The sequence below is a fragment of the Flavobacterium sp. GT3P67 genome (genome assembly GCF_004349155.1).
Classification (GTDB): Bacteria; Bacteroidota; Bacteroidia; order Flavobacteriales; family Flavobacteriaceae; genus Flavobacterium; species Flavobacterium ranwuense.
Genome location: NZ_SMLF01000004.1, coordinates 42,394 through 62,129, shown reverse-complemented (window position 1 = coordinate 62,129; position 19,736 = coordinate 42,394). Strand labels below are relative to the sequence as shown.

Annotated in this window: 18 protein-coding genes, 1 tRNA gene and 1 pseudogene; 14 read left to right on the top strand and 6 right to left on the bottom strand. The window is 34.4% G+C overall.

Going from position 1 to position 19,736, the window contains the following annotated elements; all coding sequences use genetic code 11:
* Positions 1-55: 55 nt before the first annotated feature.
* The 13 genes from E0H99_RS08375 (at position 56) to E0H99_RS08315 (ending at position 14,669) form a co-directional block, all read left to right on the top strand.
* Positions 56-1,126, top strand: a complete 1,071-nt coding sequence (locus E0H99_RS08375; RefSeq protein ID WP_131993748.1) for an efflux RND transporter periplasmic adaptor subunit — start codon at positions 56-58, stop codon at positions 1,124-1,126.
* 19 nt (positions 1,127-1,145) lie between these two features.
* Complete coding sequence (locus E0H99_RS08370) at positions 1,146-4,247, top strand: efflux RND transporter permease subunit (protein ID WP_131993745.1); 3,102 nt, start codon at positions 1,146-1,148, stop codon at positions 4,245-4,247.
* Between the two features lie 11 nt (positions 4,248-4,258).
* A complete protein-coding gene (locus E0H99_RS08365; protein WP_165930279.1) occupies positions 4,259-5,599 on the top strand; it encodes a TolC family protein in 1,341 nt (446 codons plus the stop codon).
* Between the two features lie 94 nt (positions 5,600-5,693).
* Positions 5,694-7,112, top strand: a complete 1,419-nt coding sequence (locus E0H99_RS08360) for an MFS transporter (RefSeq protein WP_131993739.1) — start codon at positions 5,694-5,696, stop codon at positions 7,110-7,112.
* Positions 7,113-7,145: 33 nt separating this feature from the next.
* Positions 7,146-7,355: a heavy-metal-associated domain-containing protein gene (locus E0H99_RS08355; protein WP_131993736.1), complete on the top strand. Its 210-nt coding sequence runs from the start codon at positions 7,146-7,148 to the stop codon at positions 7,353-7,355.
* A 195-nt stretch (positions 7,356-7,550) separates the two neighbouring features.
* Positions 7,551-7,895 (top strand): 5-carboxymethyl-2-hydroxymuconate Delta-isomerase, encoded by a 345-nt coding sequence (locus E0H99_RS08350; RefSeq protein ID WP_131993733.1) that lies wholly within the window; start codon positions 7,551-7,553, stop codon positions 7,893-7,895.
* 544 nt (positions 7,896-8,439) lie between these two features.
* Positions 8,440-8,850, top strand: coding sequence for a hypothetical protein (locus E0H99_RS08345; RefSeq protein ID WP_131993730.1), 411 nt, complete (start codon positions 8,440-8,442; stop codon positions 8,848-8,850).
* A 3-nt stretch (positions 8,851-8,853) separates the two neighbouring features.
* A complete protein-coding gene (locus tag E0H99_RS08340) occupies positions 8,854-9,750 on the top strand; it encodes a S41 family peptidase (protein WP_131993727.1) in 897 nt (298 codons plus the stop codon).
* Between the two features lie 158 nt (positions 9,751-9,908).
* On the top strand, positions 9,909-10,220 hold the full coding sequence (locus E0H99_RS08335) for a 5-carboxymethyl-2-hydroxymuconate Delta-isomerase (RefSeq protein WP_317128655.1): 312 nt from the start codon (positions 9,909-9,911) through the stop codon (positions 10,218-10,220).
* A gap of 3 nt (positions 10,221-10,223) precedes the next feature.
* Positions 10,224-11,495 (top strand): MFS transporter, encoded by a 1,272-nt coding sequence (locus tag E0H99_RS08330; RefSeq protein WP_131993724.1) that lies wholly within the window; start codon positions 10,224-10,226, stop codon positions 11,493-11,495.
* Positions 11,496-11,851: 356 nt separating this feature from the next.
* Positions 11,852-12,613, top strand: coding sequence for a class I SAM-dependent methyltransferase (locus E0H99_RS08325; RefSeq protein WP_131994306.1), 762 nt, complete (start codon positions 11,852-11,854; stop codon positions 12,611-12,613).
* Positions 12,614-12,823: 210 nt separating this feature from the next.
* Complete coding sequence (locus tag E0H99_RS08320; protein WP_131993721.1) at positions 12,824-13,780, top strand: NAD(P)-dependent alcohol dehydrogenase; 957 nt, start codon at positions 12,824-12,826, stop codon at positions 13,778-13,780.
* Between the two features lie 298 nt (positions 13,781-14,078).
* Entirely contained in the window at positions 14,079-14,669 is a 591-nt protein-coding gene (locus tag E0H99_RS08315) for an HD domain-containing protein (RefSeq protein ID WP_131993718.1), read from the top strand.
* A gap of 99 nt (positions 14,670-14,768) precedes the next feature.
* Here the strand turns inward: E0H99_RS08315 and E0H99_RS17215 are convergent, their stop codons facing one another.
* On the bottom strand, positions 14,769-14,906 hold the full coding sequence (locus tag E0H99_RS17215) for a hypothetical protein (RefSeq protein ID WP_165930278.1): 138 nt from the start codon (positions 14,904-14,906) through the stop codon (positions 14,769-14,771).
* Between the two features lie 567 nt (positions 14,907-15,473).
* Positions 15,474-15,656, bottom strand: a complete 183-nt coding sequence (locus E0H99_RS17630; protein ID WP_131994303.1) for a transposase — start codon at positions 15,654-15,656, stop codon at positions 15,474-15,476.
* Between the two features lie 343 nt (positions 15,657-15,999).
* Between E0H99_RS17630 and E0H99_RS08305 the strand changes: the two genes are divergently transcribed.
* Positions 16,000-16,278, top strand: coding sequence for a DNA-binding protein (locus E0H99_RS08305; RefSeq protein WP_131993715.1), 279 nt, complete (start codon positions 16,000-16,002; stop codon positions 16,276-16,278).
* Between the two features lie 350 nt (positions 16,279-16,628).
* Here E0H99_RS08305 and E0H99_RS08295 read toward each other — a convergent pair whose 3' ends face one another.
* From E0H99_RS08295 to E0H99_RS08280, 4 genes and pseudogenes are all read right to left on the bottom strand, one after another.
* Positions 16,629-17,939 (bottom strand): site-specific integrase, encoded by a 1,311-nt coding sequence (locus E0H99_RS08295; RefSeq protein ID WP_131993712.1) that lies wholly within the window; start codon positions 17,937-17,939, stop codon positions 16,629-16,631.
* A 292-nt stretch (positions 17,940-18,231) separates the two neighbouring features.
* Positions 18,232-18,313, bottom strand: a tRNA-Tyr gene (locus E0H99_RS08290).
* A 175-nt stretch (positions 18,314-18,488) separates the two neighbouring features.
* Positions 18,489-18,875 (bottom strand): annotated as a pseudogene (locus tag E0H99_RS08285) (TlpA family protein disulfide reductase); the annotation flags it as partial.
* An 18-nt stretch (positions 18,876-18,893) separates the two neighbouring features.
* Positions 18,894-19,667, bottom strand: a complete 774-nt coding sequence (locus tag E0H99_RS08280) for a DUF4369 domain-containing protein (protein WP_131993706.1) — start codon at positions 19,665-19,667, stop codon at positions 18,894-18,896.
* Positions 19,668-19,736: the final 69 nt, after the last annotated feature.

The following is a 19,736-nucleotide window of genomic DNA, read 5'->3' as shown; positions in this document are numbered from 1 at the left end:
TAGCTTGAACAACATTATATATTTGTCGAATAATATTAACTTAAAATCTAATAGTATGATACCAAACTTAAAAATAGTAAAAGGATTTCTCTTATTAAGTGTGCTAATTCTAACATTGAATTCTTGCCAAGATGGAGTTGCAAAATCGAAAAAAGAAAACAATAACAAAGCCGCAGAAGTAAGTAAACTTCCGGTAGATGTTATTATAGCTCAAGAAACTGATTTAAATCAGGAGGAAGTGGTTGTTGGAACAATTGTTCCCAATCAAGAGGTTGCGGTTGTAAGTGAGACTGCGCAAAAAATTACCCAAATTGCTTTTACCGATGGTACCAATGTAGCCAAAGGACAGTTGCTTTATAAGTTAAATGACGCTGACCTAAAAGCAAAATTAAAAGAAGTACACGCCGAACTTAAATTAGCTAAACTCAATGAACAAAGATTGGGTAGACTATTAAAAATGGAATCTGTCAGAAAACAAGATTATGATGATGTGGCTATGAAAATGCAGTCCTTACAGGCTCAAGAAGAGTTTCTGCAATTTCAATTGAGTAAAACCGAAATCAGAGCGCCTTTTTCAGGTCGAATAGGGATTTCTAAGGTGTATGTTGGATCCTATGTAATGCCGGGCCTTGATTTGGTGAATTTGCAAGATCAATCTGCTGTTAAGATTAATTTTTCATTACCTGAAAAATATCTTTTACAAGTAAATAAAGGCAATACGATACGTTTTACAACGCAGCTATCTGACCAACAGAATACGGCGACTATAAAAGCGACAGAGTCAGGTTTAGATGAAGCTAACCGCAATCTGCAGATACAGGCAATTGCGAGGAATCCAAATGGGGAATTTAAAGGAGGGATGTCTGCTAAAATACATTTCTCCGCTGGTAAAGAAGGCGCGAAAGGACTAAAAATTCCATCTGAAGCTTTGATTCCGGGAGGGAAGGGCTATAATGTTTATATCGTTATTGATGGTGTGGCAAAATCTACTCCAGTAGTTATTGCCAATCGCACTGAATCTGAAGCTGTAATTGTTTCTGGAATTAACAGTGGTGATACCATTGTGGTGTCTAATATTCTTCGTTTGGGAGATGGAATGCCCGTTACTGCTATTCCTTCAAAATAATATTTAAAATATAGAAATTATGAATTTACCATCATTAAGTATAAAAAAGCCAGTATTGGCTGGTGTTTTTTCTGTCCTTATAGTTATTATGGGGTTAGTAGGATGGAAAAATCTTGGTGTTAGAGAATTTCCGCTAACAGAACCGCCAGTGATATCAGTAGTTACTTTTTATCCGGGTGCAAGTCCTGATGTAATTGCTTCGAAAATTACAAAGCCGATGGAAGAGTCTATTGCAGAGTCTAACGGACTTAGAACTATTTCGTCAGAATCGAGAGAGCAAGTAAGTATTATTACGGTAGAATTTAACCGTGACATCAATTTAGATGACGCTTTGAATGACGTTCGTGATAAAGTATCTAAATCTAAAAATCAAATACCAGCCGATGTTGACCCGCCTATAGTGGAGAAAGCTTCATCACCTGATAATTTAGTTGCTTTTCTGGAAGTAGAAAGCGATACTAAGGATATCAAAGAAGTAAGTCACTTGGCTTCTACCGTAATTAAAGACAGAATTCAATCCATTCCTGGAATCAATCGAGTAGCGATTGTAGGTGACCACAAATATGCGATGCGATTACGATTTGATCCTATTAAATTGGCAGCTGTAAAATTGACTCCAGAAGATATTCGTCTGGCATTGCTAAGGGAGAATATTGACTTGCCATCTGGAAGAATTGAAGGCAATAGTAATGAATTGAGTGTGCGCTCCATCGGTCGATTGACTTCCGTAGAGGATTTCAATACAATGATCATTAAACAAACCGATAATGTTATTATCAGACTAAAAGATGTAGGTTTTGCTGAATTGGGAGAAATGAACGAGCGCAATGCCATCATAAACGCAACTAATAATGCTAATCGTGTAGGTGTTGGAGTAGCTATTCAAATTCAAAGAGGTGCCAATGCTATTGAGGTTGTAGATGAATTTTATAAAAGATTGGATCAATTGCGAAGTGAAGTACCCAAAGACTATAAATTAATTGTTGGTTTTGACTTTACTAAACCTGTTAGAGAGTCGATAAAAGAAGTAGAAGAAACCTTGTTCATTGCTTTTGGTTTGGTGGTACTGATTATCTTTTTGTTTTTGAGAGATTGGCGTTCAACCATTATTCCCGTATTGGCTATTCCTGTATCTATTTTGTCGGCGTTTTTTATTATGTATTTAGCAGGATTTTCTATAAATGTTTTGACACTTCTCGGATTAGTATTAGCCATTGGTTTGGTGGTGGATGATGCAATTGTCGTGCTTGAGAATATATACAAGAAAGTGGAGGAAGGTATGACACCTGTACAAGCTGCATTTGCTGGTTCGAAAGAAATTTATTTTGCGGTTATTTCCACTACTATTACATTAGCAGCGGTTTTTATGCCTATCATTTTTATGGGCGGTATTAGCGGACAGCTTTTTAAAGAGTTTGCCATAGTGGTATCGGGTTCTGTATTAGTTTCTGCCTTTGTGGCCTTGACCTTGTCACCGATGTTAAGTGCCTATTTATTGAAAAAACAAGACAAACACAATTGGTTGTATCGTAAAACGGAACCGTTTTTTGTCAACCTAAATAAGGGCTATGAAAACTTGTTAACCGCATTTATGAAGCGAAGATGGTTAGCATGGGTATTCTTAGTAGTTGCAGGCGGATTAATTTACTTTTTAGGGAAATCGCTTCCTTCAGAATTAGCGCCTGTTGAGGATCGTTCCAATTTAAATCTGATCGCTGTGGCTCCAGAAGGTGTTTCTTATGATTATATGAAGAAAAACATGTTGGAGGTAGGTAAATTTGTCAATGATTCTACTGACGGACTCTATCAAACGTATTCGATGGTCGCTATTTCCTTTATACCGGCACCGGCACCAGTAAATGTAGCCGTACAAACAATTTATCTAAAAGATCCAAAGGAAAGAAAATCGTCTGTACAAGACATTTATAACAAATATGGTGCAGCATCTGGTAATTTTAGAAAATTCCTTTTGTTTCCTTACATGCCGCCAACAATTGGTACTCGATATGGTGGCGGTATGCCTGTGCAATATGTCTTACAAGCTCAGAATTTAGATTCACTTAATAAAATATTGCCAAAGTTTTTAAATGCTGCCCGTCAAAGTAAAAAACTAATGTTTGTTGATAGTGATTTAAAAATGAATAAACCCGAAATAAAAATCAATATAGACCGTCAAAAAGCGGCTTTGATGGGAGTTTCTATTCAGGAAGTTTCTAGGGCGTTACAATTGTCACTTTCCGGACAACGTTATGGCTATTTCTTAAAAGACGACCGACAGTATGAAGTCATTGGTCAAGTTGAAAAAGAACAGCGAAATGACCTAAGTGACTTAAAATCAATAAATGTAAGATCGGCTAAAGGAGACATGATTTCACTTGACAATCTGGTTACGTTTGATGAAGGTATCAGTCCGGCAGCGATTTATCGTTACGATCAATATACTTCCGCGACTGTTTCAGCAGGATTGGCGCCTGGCGTGAGTCTTGAGGAAGGAATTCGTGAAATGGAAAGCATCAAAAAAAGTGTTTTAGGCGAAAACTTTAAAACTTCGTTATCCGGCCAAGCACGTGATTTTGAAGAAAGTCAAGGCAATATTTTATTCACTTTAATTTTAGCTTTACTACTTATCTATTTAATCCTAGCTGCCCAGTTTGAAAGTCTTCGCGATCCTCTTATTATCATGTTAACCGTTCCAATGGCGGTAACGGGAGCACTAATCAGTTTGTATTGGTTTGACCAAAGTTTGAATGTGTTCAGCCAAATTGGAATTATCACTTTAGTTGGGTTGATCACTAAAAACGGAATCTTGATCGTAGAATTTGCCAATGATTTAAAAGCGAAAGGCATGTCAAAATTTGAGGCTGCAACGCAAGCTGCCGTACAACGTTTTAGACCCATTTTGATGACCTCCTTAGCGATGATTTTTGGAGCATTACCTATTGCTTTAACAGTGAATAGCAGACAATCATTAGGAATTGTAATTGTAGGTGGTTTAATCTTTGCCGGGATATTAACCTTATTTATTATTCCTGCCGTATATTCTTCATTGTCATCAAGTAAAGTAAAATTAACTGTTGAAGAAATACCAGTCGTGCCGTTAAAAAGTACTAATGAATTTTAAATATGAGGATTATGAAAACATTAATTAATAAAACAGTTTTGCTTCTTTTAACTTTCTTTTCAACTCAATTTTTGGTAGCACAAAATACTAGTGTTTCGCTAAAGGATGCTAAAGAATTGGTAGCAAAGAATAATAAAAAGCTCGCCATTCAAAAACTGGCAGAGGAAAGATACAAAGAAGTAACCAATGAATTAAAAGGAAAATTACTTCCTAGAGTTGCCTTAAACAGTACGGTTTCTCATTACTTTGATCGACAAGTGATTTTTTTGCCTGGTACTTTTGCTGGTACTCAAAATCCGGTACAGGATCTTAGTGTAGGCGGTTTGAATGCCTTAAATACATCGATTACGTTGCAACAACCTTTAATTGCTAAGAGTATAAGCCGTCAAAAAAATATGGCCAAATTGGAAGAGAAAATGCAAAGTGAGACCACTCAAGAACTGCAAAGTCAGTTGGTATATCAGATGACGAAATCGTACTACGGCATCCAACTAATGAAAAGTCAAGTACAGTTGCAGGAAAAAAGTCTGGCTCGAAATCAAAAGGCTCTATCTGATTCTAAATCTTTGTTTGCTGAAGGAAGAGTGTTGAAAGTAGATACGCTGAGAAGTTATATTGCTGTGGAGAATTTAAAATCTTCTATAGCCTATTTGCACAACAATATTGAGGTAGCCAATGGTAGCTTTAAAAAATTACTGGGTATGGATGCTACTGAAACTATAGCGCTTACTGACCCATTACTTTTAGAAGATGAAAATGAAAAGTTTATCCTATTAGAAGAAAAAATAAAAAGTGGAACAGATGATAGAAACGATGTTCAACTTCAGGTTTTAGCCATTGAAAAAGAAGAACAAAACTTATCGGCTGTTAAAGGAAATTATTTGCCTCAAGTTTCTTTAATAGGTCAATATCAAATACAGGCGCAAGCAGATGATTTGAAAGTGGGGCAATACACATTTCCAAAAACAAGTTTTGTAGGACTTCAGGTTTCCGTACCTATTTTCAGTGGTGGTAGCATTACTGCCCAAGCTAGACAAAGCAAAATCAAGATCGAGCAAGAAAAACTGAATCTGGAAGATTTAAAACAAGAGGTCAATTTAGAGTTGAATACTATTTCCGGGAATTGGAAAAATGCCAAAGCTCAATTGGATATTCAGAAGAAAACAGTTGATGCTGCTGAAATTAATTACACCATTAATAGCAATAGATATCTAAATAATTTGAGTTCGATGCTAGAAGTTAATGATGCCGAATTAGCCTTAAATACGGCTCAGCTCAATTATTTAATGGCGGTGTATGAATTAAAAGTTTTAACGGTTGCTTACGAAAAGGCCTTAGGCTTGTTGCAGTAAATACAAATTTTAAAAAATTATAGAAAAAAAGGAGTGAAAAGTGCAAAGTTCAGCTGAACCATACACGATAATTTTGCTTTATAATAATTAAGTTATGAAAAATAATAAATCAACTACGGCTCCGATTCCTTATCCATTGAGATGGTCAGCCCTATTCTTATTGTGTCTAGCACAATTTACAGTAATTATGGATACTTCTATTATTGGAGTAGCCTTACCAGCCATAAAATCCGATTTAGGATATAGCCAAACGGGATTGCAATGGATATTTAACGCCTACGTGATTTTCTTTGGTGGATTCTTACTCTTAGGGGGTAAATTATCGGACATTTTTGGCGCACGCAAAATTTTTATGTGGGGTTTTGCTATATTGACTTTAGCTTCTTTATTTGCCGGCGTTGCCTGGTCTGATTCGGCTTTAAACACCGCTAGAGCATTACAAGGTTTAGGTTCTGCTTTTATAGCGCCAGCGGCACTCACCATGGTGATGACTATGTTTACCAATCCGCAAGAATTAGGTAAAGCATTTGGTTTTTGGGGCGCCGCTGCTGCAGCTGGTGGTTCTGCGGGTGTATTCTTGGGAGGTGTTATTACAGAATGGTTGTCATGGGAATGGATATTTTTAATAAACATTCCGATTGGGTTGCTAGTGCTATTTCAAGCTCCTAAAGTATTACAAAAAGGTAATACTAGAAAAGGAAGTGTGGATATTTCGGGAGCGATTATGGCAACTACTGCCTTAGTATTAATGGTTTATGCCATAGTTTCAGCAGAATCATCAGGATGGATGTCTTTGAAAACCATCGGATTATTATTGGTTTCTTTGGTGTTGTTTCTGGTCTTCTTAGGGTCACAGAATAAAAAGAAAGAACCTTTAATTGCATTATCAATATTTAAAGTTCCTAATCTTTCAGCAGGGAATATTATCACCGCTTTATTGGCCGGATCATGGATTCCATTATGGTTTTATCTGAATCTTTATTTACAACAAGTGCTTAATTTTTCAGCATTTAATAGTGGATTAGCCTTACTCCCAATGACTATTGTAATCATGATAGTTATGGTGGGCTTTACCGGAAAATTGGTAATGAAGTTTGGGTATAAAGCGAATCTGATTGCAGGATTACTATTCCTTACTGCTTCCTTAATTCTATTTAGCATGGCTCCTGCTGATGGTAGCTTTATGACTAATGTTTTACCAGCATCTATATTAGGAGCCATCGGCATGTCCTTAGCTTATATTCCAAGTACTATGGCTGCTATGTCTGGTGCGAAGCCTGAGGAGATGGGATTGGCATCAGGATTAGTGAATACCAGTTATCAAATCGGTTCGGCATTAGGATTGGCTATTGTTGTCGTTATTGCCGCTGCTAAAACAGAGGCCGTTACTGCCATCGGTAGTGCTCCGAATGAAGCACTTGTACAAGGATTTCAAACTGCTTTTATAGCCGCCGCAGTACTGAGTGGTTTGGCAACGCTAATGACATTTTTTTATATAAAAGCAACAAAATAACCATTTTAAAAATTAATTAAATACTTATAAATCATGAACACATTACAATTTAAATCAAACATTAAATGCGCTGGATGCATTGCTAAAGCTACTCCTGTTCTTAATGAAAAAATAGGAGAAGGAAATTGGGAAGTTGACATAATGACCCTTAAGAAAACGTTAACTGTTAGCACTAATCTCAATGAAACAGAGGTTATATCAATAGTCAATGAAGCAGGTTTTTCTGCTGAGGTGCTACAATAATATATCAAAAATACCACCTAGTATACGACAATTGGAGTTTATGTTCAAGAAAAGTGTATTGGGTAAAGTAACCGGACATATTATTAAACCTTAATCACTCTGGTGATTATAACCATAGGTCATTATTCGCAATCGTAATGGCCTTTGGTTTAATATAGGTAAATATCAGTAATAGTAATATAAAAATTAAATGCAATGCCACATCTAATAATTGAATGCTCAGAAAACATATTGAAATTAAAATCTGCTGAAGAAATAATGCAAAATGTACACGATTCAGCTGAATCGACTCAACTTTTTGATTTAGGAGATATCAAAGTAAGGATTAATGCTTTTCCACATTATAAGGTTGGAAACACTAAGGATGATTTCATTCACATTTTTGGAAATGTAATGGAAGGAAGAACAACAGAACAAAAAAGTAACCTTTCAAAAGAAATTATCAAAAACTTGAAAATAATGTTTCCGAAAGTAACCACGCTATCGATGAACATTAGAGATTTTGAAAAAGCAACTTATTGTAACAAATCAATGGTGTAATACTGAAACAGCTGCATACATAATTTTGAAAAGTTGGCTAATATTGAACCAGGACAAGCATAGAAAGGGAGAACATCTTATGGTACAAAGGATGCCATCCCCTAATCAACTGGGTCATCCTTTTAGTGAAGTAATAATACCCTCCTATTTTCTGATTGGTCTTAAAGCATACACACTATGCCAAATAAATTGAAGCAGAGAGCTACCAATAAGTATAAGAAGCACTAATTCAAAACGGTTACTTCTTTTACGTTATTAAAATTCTGATTAATAAGTTTTTAAAAACAAAATATACCTGAAAATAAATAGCGATTAGCTAATATTCATGCAAGGAGTCTCCCTACTATCTATATTCCATTGGTCAATTCAATTTGCTATTTCATATAGTATATTGAGCTAGTTAAATAATTAATTTGTAGAGGCTAAAGGGTTTTTTCATTTTTGTATAAAATAAGAAGGAGATCTTATTCCCTAACAATTTATATTGTTTTTAAAACAGTTCACAAAATTATTTAATCAAGAGTAACTCTAAAATAGTATTCACATGAAAAAAAACGCAATATTACTAGGCCTTGTACTAACACTATCAATACCTAATTTCTGTGGTGCGCAAAATAGTGAGAAAAATTCCATTAAGATTAATCAACTTATTGATTCAATTAATTTGAGTCTTCAGGATAATTATGTCTTCCCTGATAAGGCTCAAAATATTTCTACATTCTTAAAAGCCCAGGCAAAAAAGAAGGTCTATGTTTCGTCTTCAACAGATCCTCAAAAATTAGCAAAACAAATTCAAGCTGACATCTATAAAATACACCAAGACCCCCATATGAGTGTAGATTATAATCCTGGTTGGTGGGGTCATAATCAAGGACAGACATTACCCTCTGACGAAGAAGCCAAGCAATTCAAAAAAATTGTTACGGATAATAACTTTACGTTTAAGAAGGTGTAACTTTTGCCCGGTAATATAGGCTATTTACCCTTTAATGTGTTTGTGGAATTTATTAAAGAGGCAAAACCAATCATAGCTTCAGCTTTAGGTTTTTTAGCTAATTCTAGTGCCATTATTATCGATTTAAGAGAAAACACAGGAGGTGAGCCCGATATGGGAAGCCAGATGGAAAGCTACTTTTTCAAAGAAAAAACGCTTACCAATGTTATAATAAATACATCAAAAAAAGACACTACATATTACTATGCTGACCCGGCAAAAACAGAAGGCTTGACCCTTTCTATGCCCATGTATATCTTAACTAGCAAAAAAACTTTTTCTGGCGGGGAGGCTTTTAGCTACAACATGCAGCAGGCAAAACGCGCGACTGTCGTGGGTGAGATTACCGGCGGAGGTGCCCACCCTACTAAACCGTTTTCAGTCGGACAAGGATTCGTGGTTGAAATACCTTTTGCCTATTCAATTAATCCCTTTTCAAAAACTGATTGGGAAGGAACCGGTGTAATACCTGATGTTAAAGTTGAAGCAGCAAACGCTCTTATAAAAGCACAGGAGCTTATATTTAGAGAGCGCCAGGCAAATGCACAAACTGAAAAGGAGAAGCAAAGCATGAAGTTTTTGATCAATGGACTATATGTGAACCAGGACCTTGGCAGCCTACCCTTGGATCAATTTGATAAATTCATAGGGACATACGGTCCATTGGAAATCTATCGCGAGGGAGACAAATTGTTTTGTAATATCCTTGGTAACATTTCTGAACTAGCGCATATATCCAACAACCTATTTGTACTAGACGGTAATGCACAAATTGAATTTATTAAGGACGAAAAAGGTAACTATCCTAAGGCACTATTGTTTGTTAGAAATGGTGGAATATTTGAGGAAGTACGAAAGTAATTACATTGTGATATAATCGAGACAACCAAGAGCCCAAGTTTACAGTAAACAACTAGATGTATAATACCAGTTGCTACTAATACTTCAATAATAATAATTTATATTAAAAAAACAAAAATACAATGCCACATCTAATAATTGAATGCTAAGAAAACATATTGAAATTAAAATCTGCTGAAGAAATAATGCAAAATGTACACGATTCAGCTGAATCGACTCAACTTTTTGATTTAGGAGATATCAAAGTAAGGATTAATGCTTTTCCACATTATAAGGTTGGAAACACTAAGGATGATTTCATTCACATTTTTGGAAATGTAATGGAAGGAAGAACAACAGAACAAAAAAGTAACCTTTCAAAGGAAATTATCAACAACTTGAAAATAATGTTTCCGAAAGTAACCACGCTATCGATGAACATTAGAGATTTTGAAAAAGCTACGTATTGTAATACCAATATGATTGAATAAAAAATGACAAGGAATTTAAATACAAAACAAAGCAGTGCTGTAAAACAGTATAGTAACGAAACAGTATATTCGATACTATTCTTTATTAGTTTTGCCCATTTGTTAAATGATTTAATACAAGGAATAATTCCTTCTATTTATCCTCTACTGAAACAAAATTATGGGCTTACTTTTTCAGAGATAGGACTAATTACTTTTGCTTTTCAATTAACCGCTTCCATTTTACAACCTTTTATAGGATATTACACGGATAAATATCCAAAGCCTTATTCACAAGTTTACGGAATGGGTTTTACAGCATTAGGTATAATAGTATTATCATTTGCTAACAATTTAAATTGGATTGTTGTTTCAAGTATTATTATAGGGATAGGCTCTGCTATTTTCCACACGGAGTCAGGTAGAATTTCTAATTTGGCTTCTGGCGGAAAATTAGGGCTGGCTCAATCAATTTTTCAAACGGGTGGCAATTTTGGATCTGCTTTAGCACCATTAGCAGTAGCTTTTATTGTTATTCCAAATTCACAAAAATATTTACTTTGGTTTTTTATAGCATCCACAATAGGAATAGGGGTCCTTTCTCGTATTGCCAATTGGTATAAAATCCATTTAATTGAAAAAAACACTAAAAAAAATATAGTTGAGAGCAAACATAAGCTATCTAATAATAAAGTAAAATGGGTAATCGGTATTTTATTGGTTATTATTTTCTCAAAATTTATTTACTCTGCTAGTTTATCAAGTTTTTATACTTTTTACCTAATTGAAAAATTCCATCTTTCAATTCAACAAGCCCAATTCCATATGTTTATTTACCTATTCGCATACATGATAGGAACTATACTTGGCGGACCTTTAGGTGATAAAATTGGTCGTATTTATATTATTTGGTTTTCAGTTTTTGGTGCAGCACCATTTGCCTTATTATTACCCTATGCAAGCCTTTTTTATACAGATGTTTTAATAGTCATCATTGGTTTTATAATGGCATCAGCATTTCCTGCAATAATTGTATATGCTCAAGAATTAGTACCTCATAAACTGGGTATGATTTCTGGACTTTTCTATGGTTTTTCTTTTGGTATGGCCGCAATCGGTTCTGCCTCATTAGGGATTTTAGCAGATTATACTTCAATTCAATATGTATTTTTAGTTTGCTCTTTTTTACCTCTTATTAGTGGTATATGTTACTTTCTACCAAATTTAAACAAAAGACAAAATGATAATTTTAAAGAGGGCGACTTAGAGCTCAACATACAGTTTAATAAAAATTAAAATGTATTCTAAAACATTCCATAGTATAATAAATTATAGATTTTAAAAATTTTATTTAATGCATAATAGACATGAGAACGATAACCATAATAAACCCGAAAACAATTTTAAACTACTTAAAATGAATACGATATAAATTAATTGAAAAAACTTTTGATAACTTTGTAACTATAAGTGATAAGTCAAAAATAGCCATTGAAGTAAGCCACAATTTACTGTCAAAACATTCTGGTTAAAGTGATAACATTTCTTTCGAATCTGTTAAAACTTTTATTGAAAAATTCTTAAACTTTGGCCTATTTTACAAAAAAATGACATTTATAGCACGTAGTTTTAAAAAAATATATAACGACAAAATGGACATAGTAAAACACAACAAATCAGCCTGGAACAATTATGTGGACAAAAAAGACCGTTGGACAATTCCGGTTTCAGAACAAGAATTGGAAAATACAAAAAAAGGAAACTGGAATATAGTTTTAACTCCAAAAAAGCCAGTTCCTCACAATTGGTTTCCTGAATTAAATGGTTTAAAAGTTTTAGGTCTAGCTTCTGGTGGTGGACAGCAAGGACCTATTCTCGCAACTTTAGGGGCAAACGTTACCATTTTTGACAATTCAGATAAGCAATTACAACAAGACGAAACGATAAGCAACAAATTTAACCTTGACATCAAAACACTACAGGGAGACATGAAAGACCTTTCAGTGTTTGAGGATAATTCATTTGACTTAATTTTTAATCCTTGTTCTGTACTCTTTGTAGACAATGTTCTGCCTGTTTGGAAAGAATGTTATCGAGTTTTGAAACCAAACGGTATTTTAATGACAGGTTTAATTAACCCAATTTCATTTCAAATTGACGAACAAAGCTTGAAACTGATTTACAAACAACCTTTTTCAGACCTACACTCTTTGCCGGCTGAAAAAGTAGAAGAACTGATTAAGAACAAGGAGGCTTTGCAATATGGTCATAGTTTGACTGACCAAATTAATGGTCAGTTACAGGCTGGTTTTAGCTTAACAAATATGTATGAAGACAATTGGGGAGGTGAAAATAATTTGGACGATTATTTTCCTGCATTTTTGGCAACTAGAGCAATAAAACTTCTCCTATAAGAGAATTAAGATAACATAAATTTGGTTGAAGAGGCATAATAGTCATTGGTATTGGTAGCATTTGTATTTATCATGTGATAATGAATTAATACTGATTTTCAAAAAAACTTGTATCAGAAGTAGTTAAACTATCAGCAAAAAGTAAGACGACTGATATAAAAAATAAGTAAACCTAACACAAAGTAGAGATTCAACAAAAAAGAATAAAAAATGAAAGCAGCAGTTTACAATCAATATGGTCCACCTGAAGTCCTCCATGTCACACAGGTAGAAAAACCGATACCAAACAAAAGTGAAATTTTGCTAAAAATTACAGCTACCGCAGTCAATTCAGGTGATTGTCGATTACGCAAAGCGGACCCATTTGCGGTGAGATTTATTTTTGGTTTATTACGACCCAAAATTAAGATTCTCGGAAGTGTTTTTTCTGGCCAAGTAGAGAGTGTAGGTGAAGACGTAAAACATTTCAAAGTTGGTGACTTTGTTTTTGGCCATACAGATATGAGTTTTGGTACCTATGCCGAATATAAATGCCTGCCTGAAAATGCATCTATAGCATTAAAACCAGCTGCTATTTCACACAGTGAAGCAGCGGCCATTCCTTTTGGAGGTGTTACTGCATTACATTTTATAAAAAAGGCCGAAATAAAACCAGAGCAAAAAGTTCTTATAGTAGGTGCCTCTGGTGCAGTGGGAAGTGCGGCCGTTCAATTAGCTAAGGCATATGGAGCAAACGTTACGGGTGTCTGTAGCACAGTAAATATGGCCTTGGTGACATCATTAGGCGCAGACAAAGTAATTGATTATACAAAGGAGGATTTTACGCAAAATGGCGAAACGTATGATGTGATTTTTGATGCTGTGAAAGCAATAGCTGTTTCACAAAGTTTAAAGTCGCTTAGTAAAAATGGAATAATGATTTTAAGTGCCGCAGGAATGTCAGAAATGCTTCAAGGCGTTTGGATCGCTATCACAAGTAGCAAAAAGGTTATGACAGGTGTAATTAGTCATACAGCAGCAGATATTATATATTTAAAAGAACTTATTGAAGCCGGAAAATTTAAACCCGTGATAGATAAAACTTATTCATTAGAACAAATTGCAGAGGCGCATGCATATGTTGAAAAAGGGCATAAGAAAGGAAATGTAGTAATTTCAATAAATTAAAAATCTTATTGAGGCCGCAAAAGAAAAGTAGATAAACATGGTTAAAAATATTTCTTACGAGCTTTTGCGGCAAAATAGAAGTAAAACAATAGAAATCTATACTCATGCAAGAACAAACAATTTATACCCCCTTTTGATAATTTATAGAATTACCATTTTTTTAAAAAAGTACGTCATTATCCTAACAATTCAGCCAGATTTAGATGTATTGGTCTAACCTCGTTAGACATATATAAAAGTTGGGAGCAATTTTGACGGACATCGTAGAAACAATTAATATCTCTAAATATTATAGACAATGAAAACAGACCATTTATTAAAACAAGTAAATTTCATAAAAGAGATTGACAAGTTAAAATACATTCAACGTAAAACTAAATTATTCAATAGCGACAGACACGAAAATGACGCTGAACATAGTTGGCATTTAGCAATGATGACAATAGTATTAGCAGAACATTCAGACAAGCCAATTGACGTTCTTAAAGTTTTAAAAATGGTTTTAATCCACGACATTGTAGAAATTGATGCAGGCGACACGTTTATTTACGACTCTACAAAAAACCATACAAACACAAACGAAGAACTTATTGCAGCTAAACGTATTTTTGGACTTTTACCGACAGAACAAGCAGAAGAATTTATTGAAATTTGGGAAGAATTTGAAGAAGGAATTACAGACGATGCAAAATTTGCAAAATCTATGGACAGGTTTGAACCATTACTTCAAAATACTTCAAATAATGGTGGGACTTGGACAGAATTTAATGTGCCGTACCAAAAAGTTTATGAGAAGAAAAAAGCAATTAAAAACGGTTCTACAACAATTTGGAATTATGCAGAGAACTTAATTAACGAAAGTGTGGACAAAGGAATTCTAAAAAAATAAATTGACTGACCGCGAAGAAAACTGCTACCAAAAGCATTATCCCAGCAATTGCCTCTACGGCTAATACTGCGAGTTATTTTTTATAGTAATCAAGAACATTTACAAACTTTTTGCTGGCATATTGAACACCTTGTCGGAATGAAAAATCAAACCTTCTTCAATATTTCGGTTTTTAACCGCCATTTTCCAATCTTTAAGTGAGGTTTCATCTGTATTCATTCCCTCGCTTAAACTCAAGTCTATGATTTTCTATTGTACAAATCCATAATTGTCGTCAGGTAAACAAATCCTTCTTTGGTTTGGATATAAGTAATGTCTGAAACCCATACTTTTTAAGGTGTTTTCATAACAAACTGTCTATTTAATATATTTTCGACGACTAAATAATTATGATTCGAGTTGGTTGTTACTTTAAATTTCTTACTTAATTTACTTCGTAAACCTAGCTGTCTCATATATTTTGCTACAATAACTCTGCAAATTTCATAAACTAAACTCTGAAGTTAAGAACTTATCCTAGAACTTCCATAATGTTGCTTGGATTCAAAATACATCGCTGTTATTTGTTCTTTTATGACAATTTTTCGTTGCAACCTAGCAGTGATTTTTTGTTTTTTCCACCGGTAATAACTTCCACTGCTAACCAACAGTACTTTACACATTTTTTCAATCGGAAATAGTTGTTCATTGTTTTTAATGAAAGCATAAATCATCGACCGTTCTTGGAAAAAATCCCGATTGCTTTTTTTAAGATATCACACTCCAACTCGGTATCTTCAGTCTTTTCTCCAGTTAATGAATTTTTTATTGCTCGGGAGTTAGTTTTAAATTTCCTTTTCCAGGAAAACTTCCTTCCCCAAACTCCTCGAACTCTTTGCGCCATTTATATAACTGTGAGGCTGTTATTCCTAGCTCTCTAGCCAGTTCTGATATGTTAGTTCTCTCATAACGCAATTGGACAGCTTTTTTCTTTAAAAGCGTTGTTATAAATTTTGTGGACTTGTTTCATAGGGTAAAATTAAGATTATTTCTTAACTTTCTATGGTGACTAAGTTAGCGTGTCCAGTTTTCTTCAACCCGAGGATGATTCGTTTGCTTTGGGCTCGCTTTTGAAAGCGATCATGGCGTTGCCTCTACTATAGATTAATTGCCAAGAGTTGATGAACAGCCAATCATAGCCAAGAATCTCCTTTTAAAGCCGAAGATTGATTATTTCTGTATCATTCTAATAATTTAGTAGTTGTACCGATTAAAAAAAAGAAATCAAAAAAGCAGAATTTATTTTTTGGTAAATGAAAATATGCGACAGTCAAATTTTAAAAAAAATGTTATGGAAGAAATTATAACAAAAGAAGATTTAAGGCAGTTTGGTCTGCAATTATTAGATAAAATGCGCATTATAGTTCAAGAGACCACTCATGCACAAACGGAATTAGTACAGCCAGAATGGCTCAAAAGTAAGGCTGTCAAAAAGCTGCTGGATATCTCTGCAGGTTCAGTGCAGAATCTCAGAGTGACACAGAAAGTCCGATTTAAAAAAGTTCTGGGCTCGTATTATTACAATAAAGAAGATCTTCAGAAACTTTTCAATGATGAACCAGACAAATAAACCAAGTGAAGACCAAATCATGAACTATTTATCCATTTGTATGGACGATCCAAGGCTTAATGTTTGGCATCTGGCCATTTTAGCGGCAATTCTAAATTTAGGTTACAGGCAGAGACAATGGCAGAGAATCAAAGTTAGTCGCAGTAAAATAATGGCATTGTCGCACATAAATACACTGCCAACATACCATAAATACTTTAAACAGCTTCAAGATTTTGGATATGTCAAGTACAGCCCCTCATACCATCCAGACTATAGGAGTGAAGTTGAACTACATGAAAAAAGGTTATCTAATAACTAGTGAGATAACCTCTTTGTTTTAATATTTATTTTTTTTTCCAGTATATGAATTAAGATGAGGGTATATTATATTTTTCCTTAATTGTTTTTATATCTTTTTCTAATCTTGAAAGTACAGCCAAATCTACTTTGGACATCTTAAAGGACGTTTTAGACAGTCTTTTATTGAGCAGTGACATTTCGCGTCCAATGGTTACCTGTTCTGTTATGGCATAGGCTTCCGTCTGTTTTACAGACGCATGGCCTAGCATTTCCTTGACTACATTAATGGGGACATTATTGTTTAATGTAACTGTACTTCCAAAGGTTCGACGTGCCATATGTGTATTTAATGTGAAGGGAAAACCGCATAGAGTCGCAATCTCTTTTAGATACTCGTTCATTTTCTGGTTGGAAGAAACTGGTAAAACGGTACCACGCTGCAAACAGAGAGGGTGTTCTTCATATTTTTTAATTATTTTTAGTGCTTGCGGCAATAGTGGGACATTTGTGGGAGAACCCGTTTTTTGTCTTTCAGACATTATCCAAGAATTCCCGTCAATACCATCTTTGATATCGGTTTTTTTTAATTGATATACGTCGATATAAGCTAATCCTGTGTAACATTGGAATACAAATACATCTCTGACGACATTAAGTCTTTCTGTGGTAAAATAATGCCTTTCCAATTCATACAGTTCTTGTGTGGAAAGAGGTTTCTTAACTATTTTGGTTTTTCGGCTTTTAAAGTTTTTAAAAGGGTCTTTTAGGATGACTTCCTTATCGATTGCACGAATGACAATTTTTTTGAAATTAGCAATGTATTTAAGAGTGGTATTATTGCTGCAATTTCGAACTGTTCTTAGGTAAAACTCAAAGTCCTTAATAAATTCAAGATTTAGATCTGTAAATTCAATATCATCAGTATTAAATTTAAATCGAATAAATGACCTTAAATGATTTATCGTAATGGTAAAACGATCAAGAGTTCCTTTAGCATATCCTTTTCCCAGTAAGGCAGTCATTTCATCATTATGTTTTTGAAATTCTTCCAGTACTTTAACCCTTGGATTTACGTTTCCTAATATGTAATCCATGATCTTTTGGGAAGTTATCGGTTTTCCGCTGTACATAATCTCGGTCTTGTATTCATTTATTTTTAAAATCAGTGAATCCAGAAAAAAGTTAAGGGATCTCGCATCTTCTTTGGTGCCGATAGCCCTTTCGATTTTTTGGTCCCAGCGGGCGCTGTCCCATTTTCGTTTGGTGGATGTTTCCTTAGGGATTCCATCTACAGTTATTCTAAGATAAACTGTTCTAATTTTACTTTCATTGCGGGGGATTTTCAAAAAGAAAACCAACCCAAAGCTGCTCTCTAACATAATTCAACTTTTTAGATTAATAAATGTAGAATTATAGCATCAAAAAAACAAGTCGTTAATCTCGTTAACCTCTGTATTTACAAGTGTTTAAGTGGTATTCTGTGGCACATTTTGCGAACACGGAAATGTGCCACGATTTTGCCATAGAAACTTTCAGCGTTTTTATAAATATTGAAAAGTGCTTTAAAACAAAAAAACCTGCGAATCCTTGGATTTGCAGGTTTTACCACGTTTTTTGCGGGTTTTTGAAAAGATTGAAAAAGTTGCCTTTTTGCTTCTTTTACCCTTTTTGTGGGGAGAGTAGGATTCGAACCTACGAAGACGTAGTCAGCAGATTTACAGTCTGCCCTCGTTGGCCGCTTGAGTATCTCCCCGAAGCCTTTGAGTACAACACTTATTTGTTGTAAGCGGTTGCAAATATAGAAACAGTTTTGGTTTCTGCAAACTAATTTTGCGCTTAATTTTAGGATTATTTTTAATGTGTTGGTATTGAATAAAATAAAAAAATCTCCACTAGGGAGATTTTTTGTTTTATACCGATAAATGGGATTATTTTGCTAAAAGTTCTAAAACTTTTGCTCTAAGTTCCGCACCTCTTAAATCTTTTGCGACTACATTTCCAGATGCATCTAGAATGAAAGTAGCCGGTATCGATTCTACTTTATATTGCTTAGCTATAGGTTCATCCCAAAATTTCAAGTTTGAAACATGATTCCATGTTAGTTTATCTTTTGCAATAGCATCTTTCCAGGCTTTGGCATCTTTATCTAAAGATACGCCAATTATGTTAAGACCTTTGCTATGTAGCTCTTTGTAAATTGCTACAACATTTGGATTTTCTTGTCGACAAGGTCCACACCATGAAGCCCAAAAGTCAACGATTGTTACCTTTCCTAAATTTTCTTTTAGAGAAATTGTTTTCCCTTGAGGATTAGGACCTGAAAAATCTGTCCTTCATTTAGCTTCAACAGCAGCCGGTACCCCTACAGCAGGAGCAGCTCCTACAGCGGGCATTTTCATTTCAGCAAGTTTAGCTTTAATGGCGATACCTGGTTTTGTTTTTTTCAATGACTCTTCTAAGCTGTTGTATAGTTTTTCAGATTTTGCAACATCAGCAGTTGGATCATTTAACATCCCTTGAATAATCAAAGCAGAAATGAATGCTTTAGGATGTGTTTCAGCATAAGTTACGTATTTGGCTTTTGAAGCTGCACCAACTTCTTCTTGAATTTTAGAAAATTCTTGCATCAACTTATTGATAACTACTGTATCTTTAGTTTGTTGCGCTGTATTCATTGCCTGCATGTTTTTGGTTTGAAAATCCATAAGTTTCTTTTGAACCTTAGTGATTTCTTCATTGAATGCTACGTATTCATCATTATTATAAGTTCCTGAAACTTTAGATTTTTGGATACTGTCTTTGTTAATGGCGATAGTTACTTCTCCATTTTCTAATATGAAAGGTATTTTAGCTTGAGCTCCTTCTAATTGGATAGTATAAAACGATGGTTCAGTAATTGACCCTTTCATTTCAAATTTACCGTTCTCAACTTTCACGGTGTCTTTAGCAATCAATCCCATGCCATTAGCATCTTGAGTTTCCAAGATAATTGTTTTACCATTTTCAATTCCTGTTGCAGTTCCTGAAATGATGTATTCATCTTTGCCAACTTTGCTACAAGAAATTAAAACAACAGCAGCAGAAAGTAATAAAATTATTTTTTTCATTATTAATTAGTTAATTAAGTTAAGGTTGCAAAAGTATTTAAAAAATATAAAATACAAATTATTTTGCAA

Bases quoted from the DNA above. Each gene is read 5' to 3' on its own strand.
- E0H99_RS08375 (WP_131993748.1), top strand. From the start codon at position 56: ATGATACCAAACTTAAAAATAGTAAAAGGATTTCTCTTATTAAGTGTG.
- E0H99_RS08370 (WP_131993745.1), top strand. From the start codon at position 1,146: ATGAATTTACCATCATTAAGTATAAAAAAGCCAGTATTGGCTGGTGTT.
- E0H99_RS08365 (WP_165930279.1), top strand. From the start codon at position 4,259: ATGAAAACATTAATTAATAAAACAGTTTTGCTTCTTTTAACTTTCTTT.
- E0H99_RS08360 (WP_131993739.1), top strand. From the start codon at position 5,694: ATGAAAAATAATAAATCAACTACGGCTCCGATTCCTTATCCATTGAGA.
- E0H99_RS08355 (WP_131993736.1), top strand. From the start codon at position 7,146: ATGAACACATTACAATTTAAATCAAACATTAAATGCGCTGGATGCATT.
- E0H99_RS08350 (WP_131993733.1), top strand. From the start codon at position 7,551: ATGCCACATCTAATAATTGAATGCTCAGAAAACATATTGAAATTAAAA.
- E0H99_RS08345 (WP_131993730.1), top strand. From the start codon at position 8,440: ATGAAAAAAAACGCAATATTACTAGGCCTTGTACTAACACTATCAATA.
- E0H99_RS08330 (WP_131993724.1), top strand. From the start codon at position 10,224: ATGACAAGGAATTTAAATACAAAACAAAGCAGTGCTGTAAAACAGTAT.
- E0H99_RS08325 (WP_131994306.1), top strand. From the start codon at position 11,852: ATGGACATAGTAAAACACAACAAATCAGCCTGGAACAATTATGTGGAC.
- E0H99_RS08320 (WP_131993721.1), top strand. From the start codon at position 12,824: ATGAAAGCAGCAGTTTACAATCAATATGGTCCACCTGAAGTCCTCCAT.
- E0H99_RS08315 (WP_131993718.1), top strand. From the start codon at position 14,079: ATGAAAACAGACCATTTATTAAAACAAGTAAATTTCATAAAAGAGATT.
- E0H99_RS08305 (WP_131993715.1), top strand. From the start codon at position 16,000: ATGGAAGAAATTATAACAAAAGAAGATTTAAGGCAGTTTGGTCTGCAA.
- E0H99_RS08295 (WP_131993712.1), bottom strand. From the start codon at position 17,939: ATGTTAGAGAGCAGCTTTGGGTTGGTTTTCTTTTTGAAAATCCCCCGC.
- E0H99_RS08280 (WP_131993706.1), bottom strand. From the start codon at position 19,667: ATGAAAAAAATAATTTTATTACTTTCTGCTGCTGTTGTTTTAATTTCT.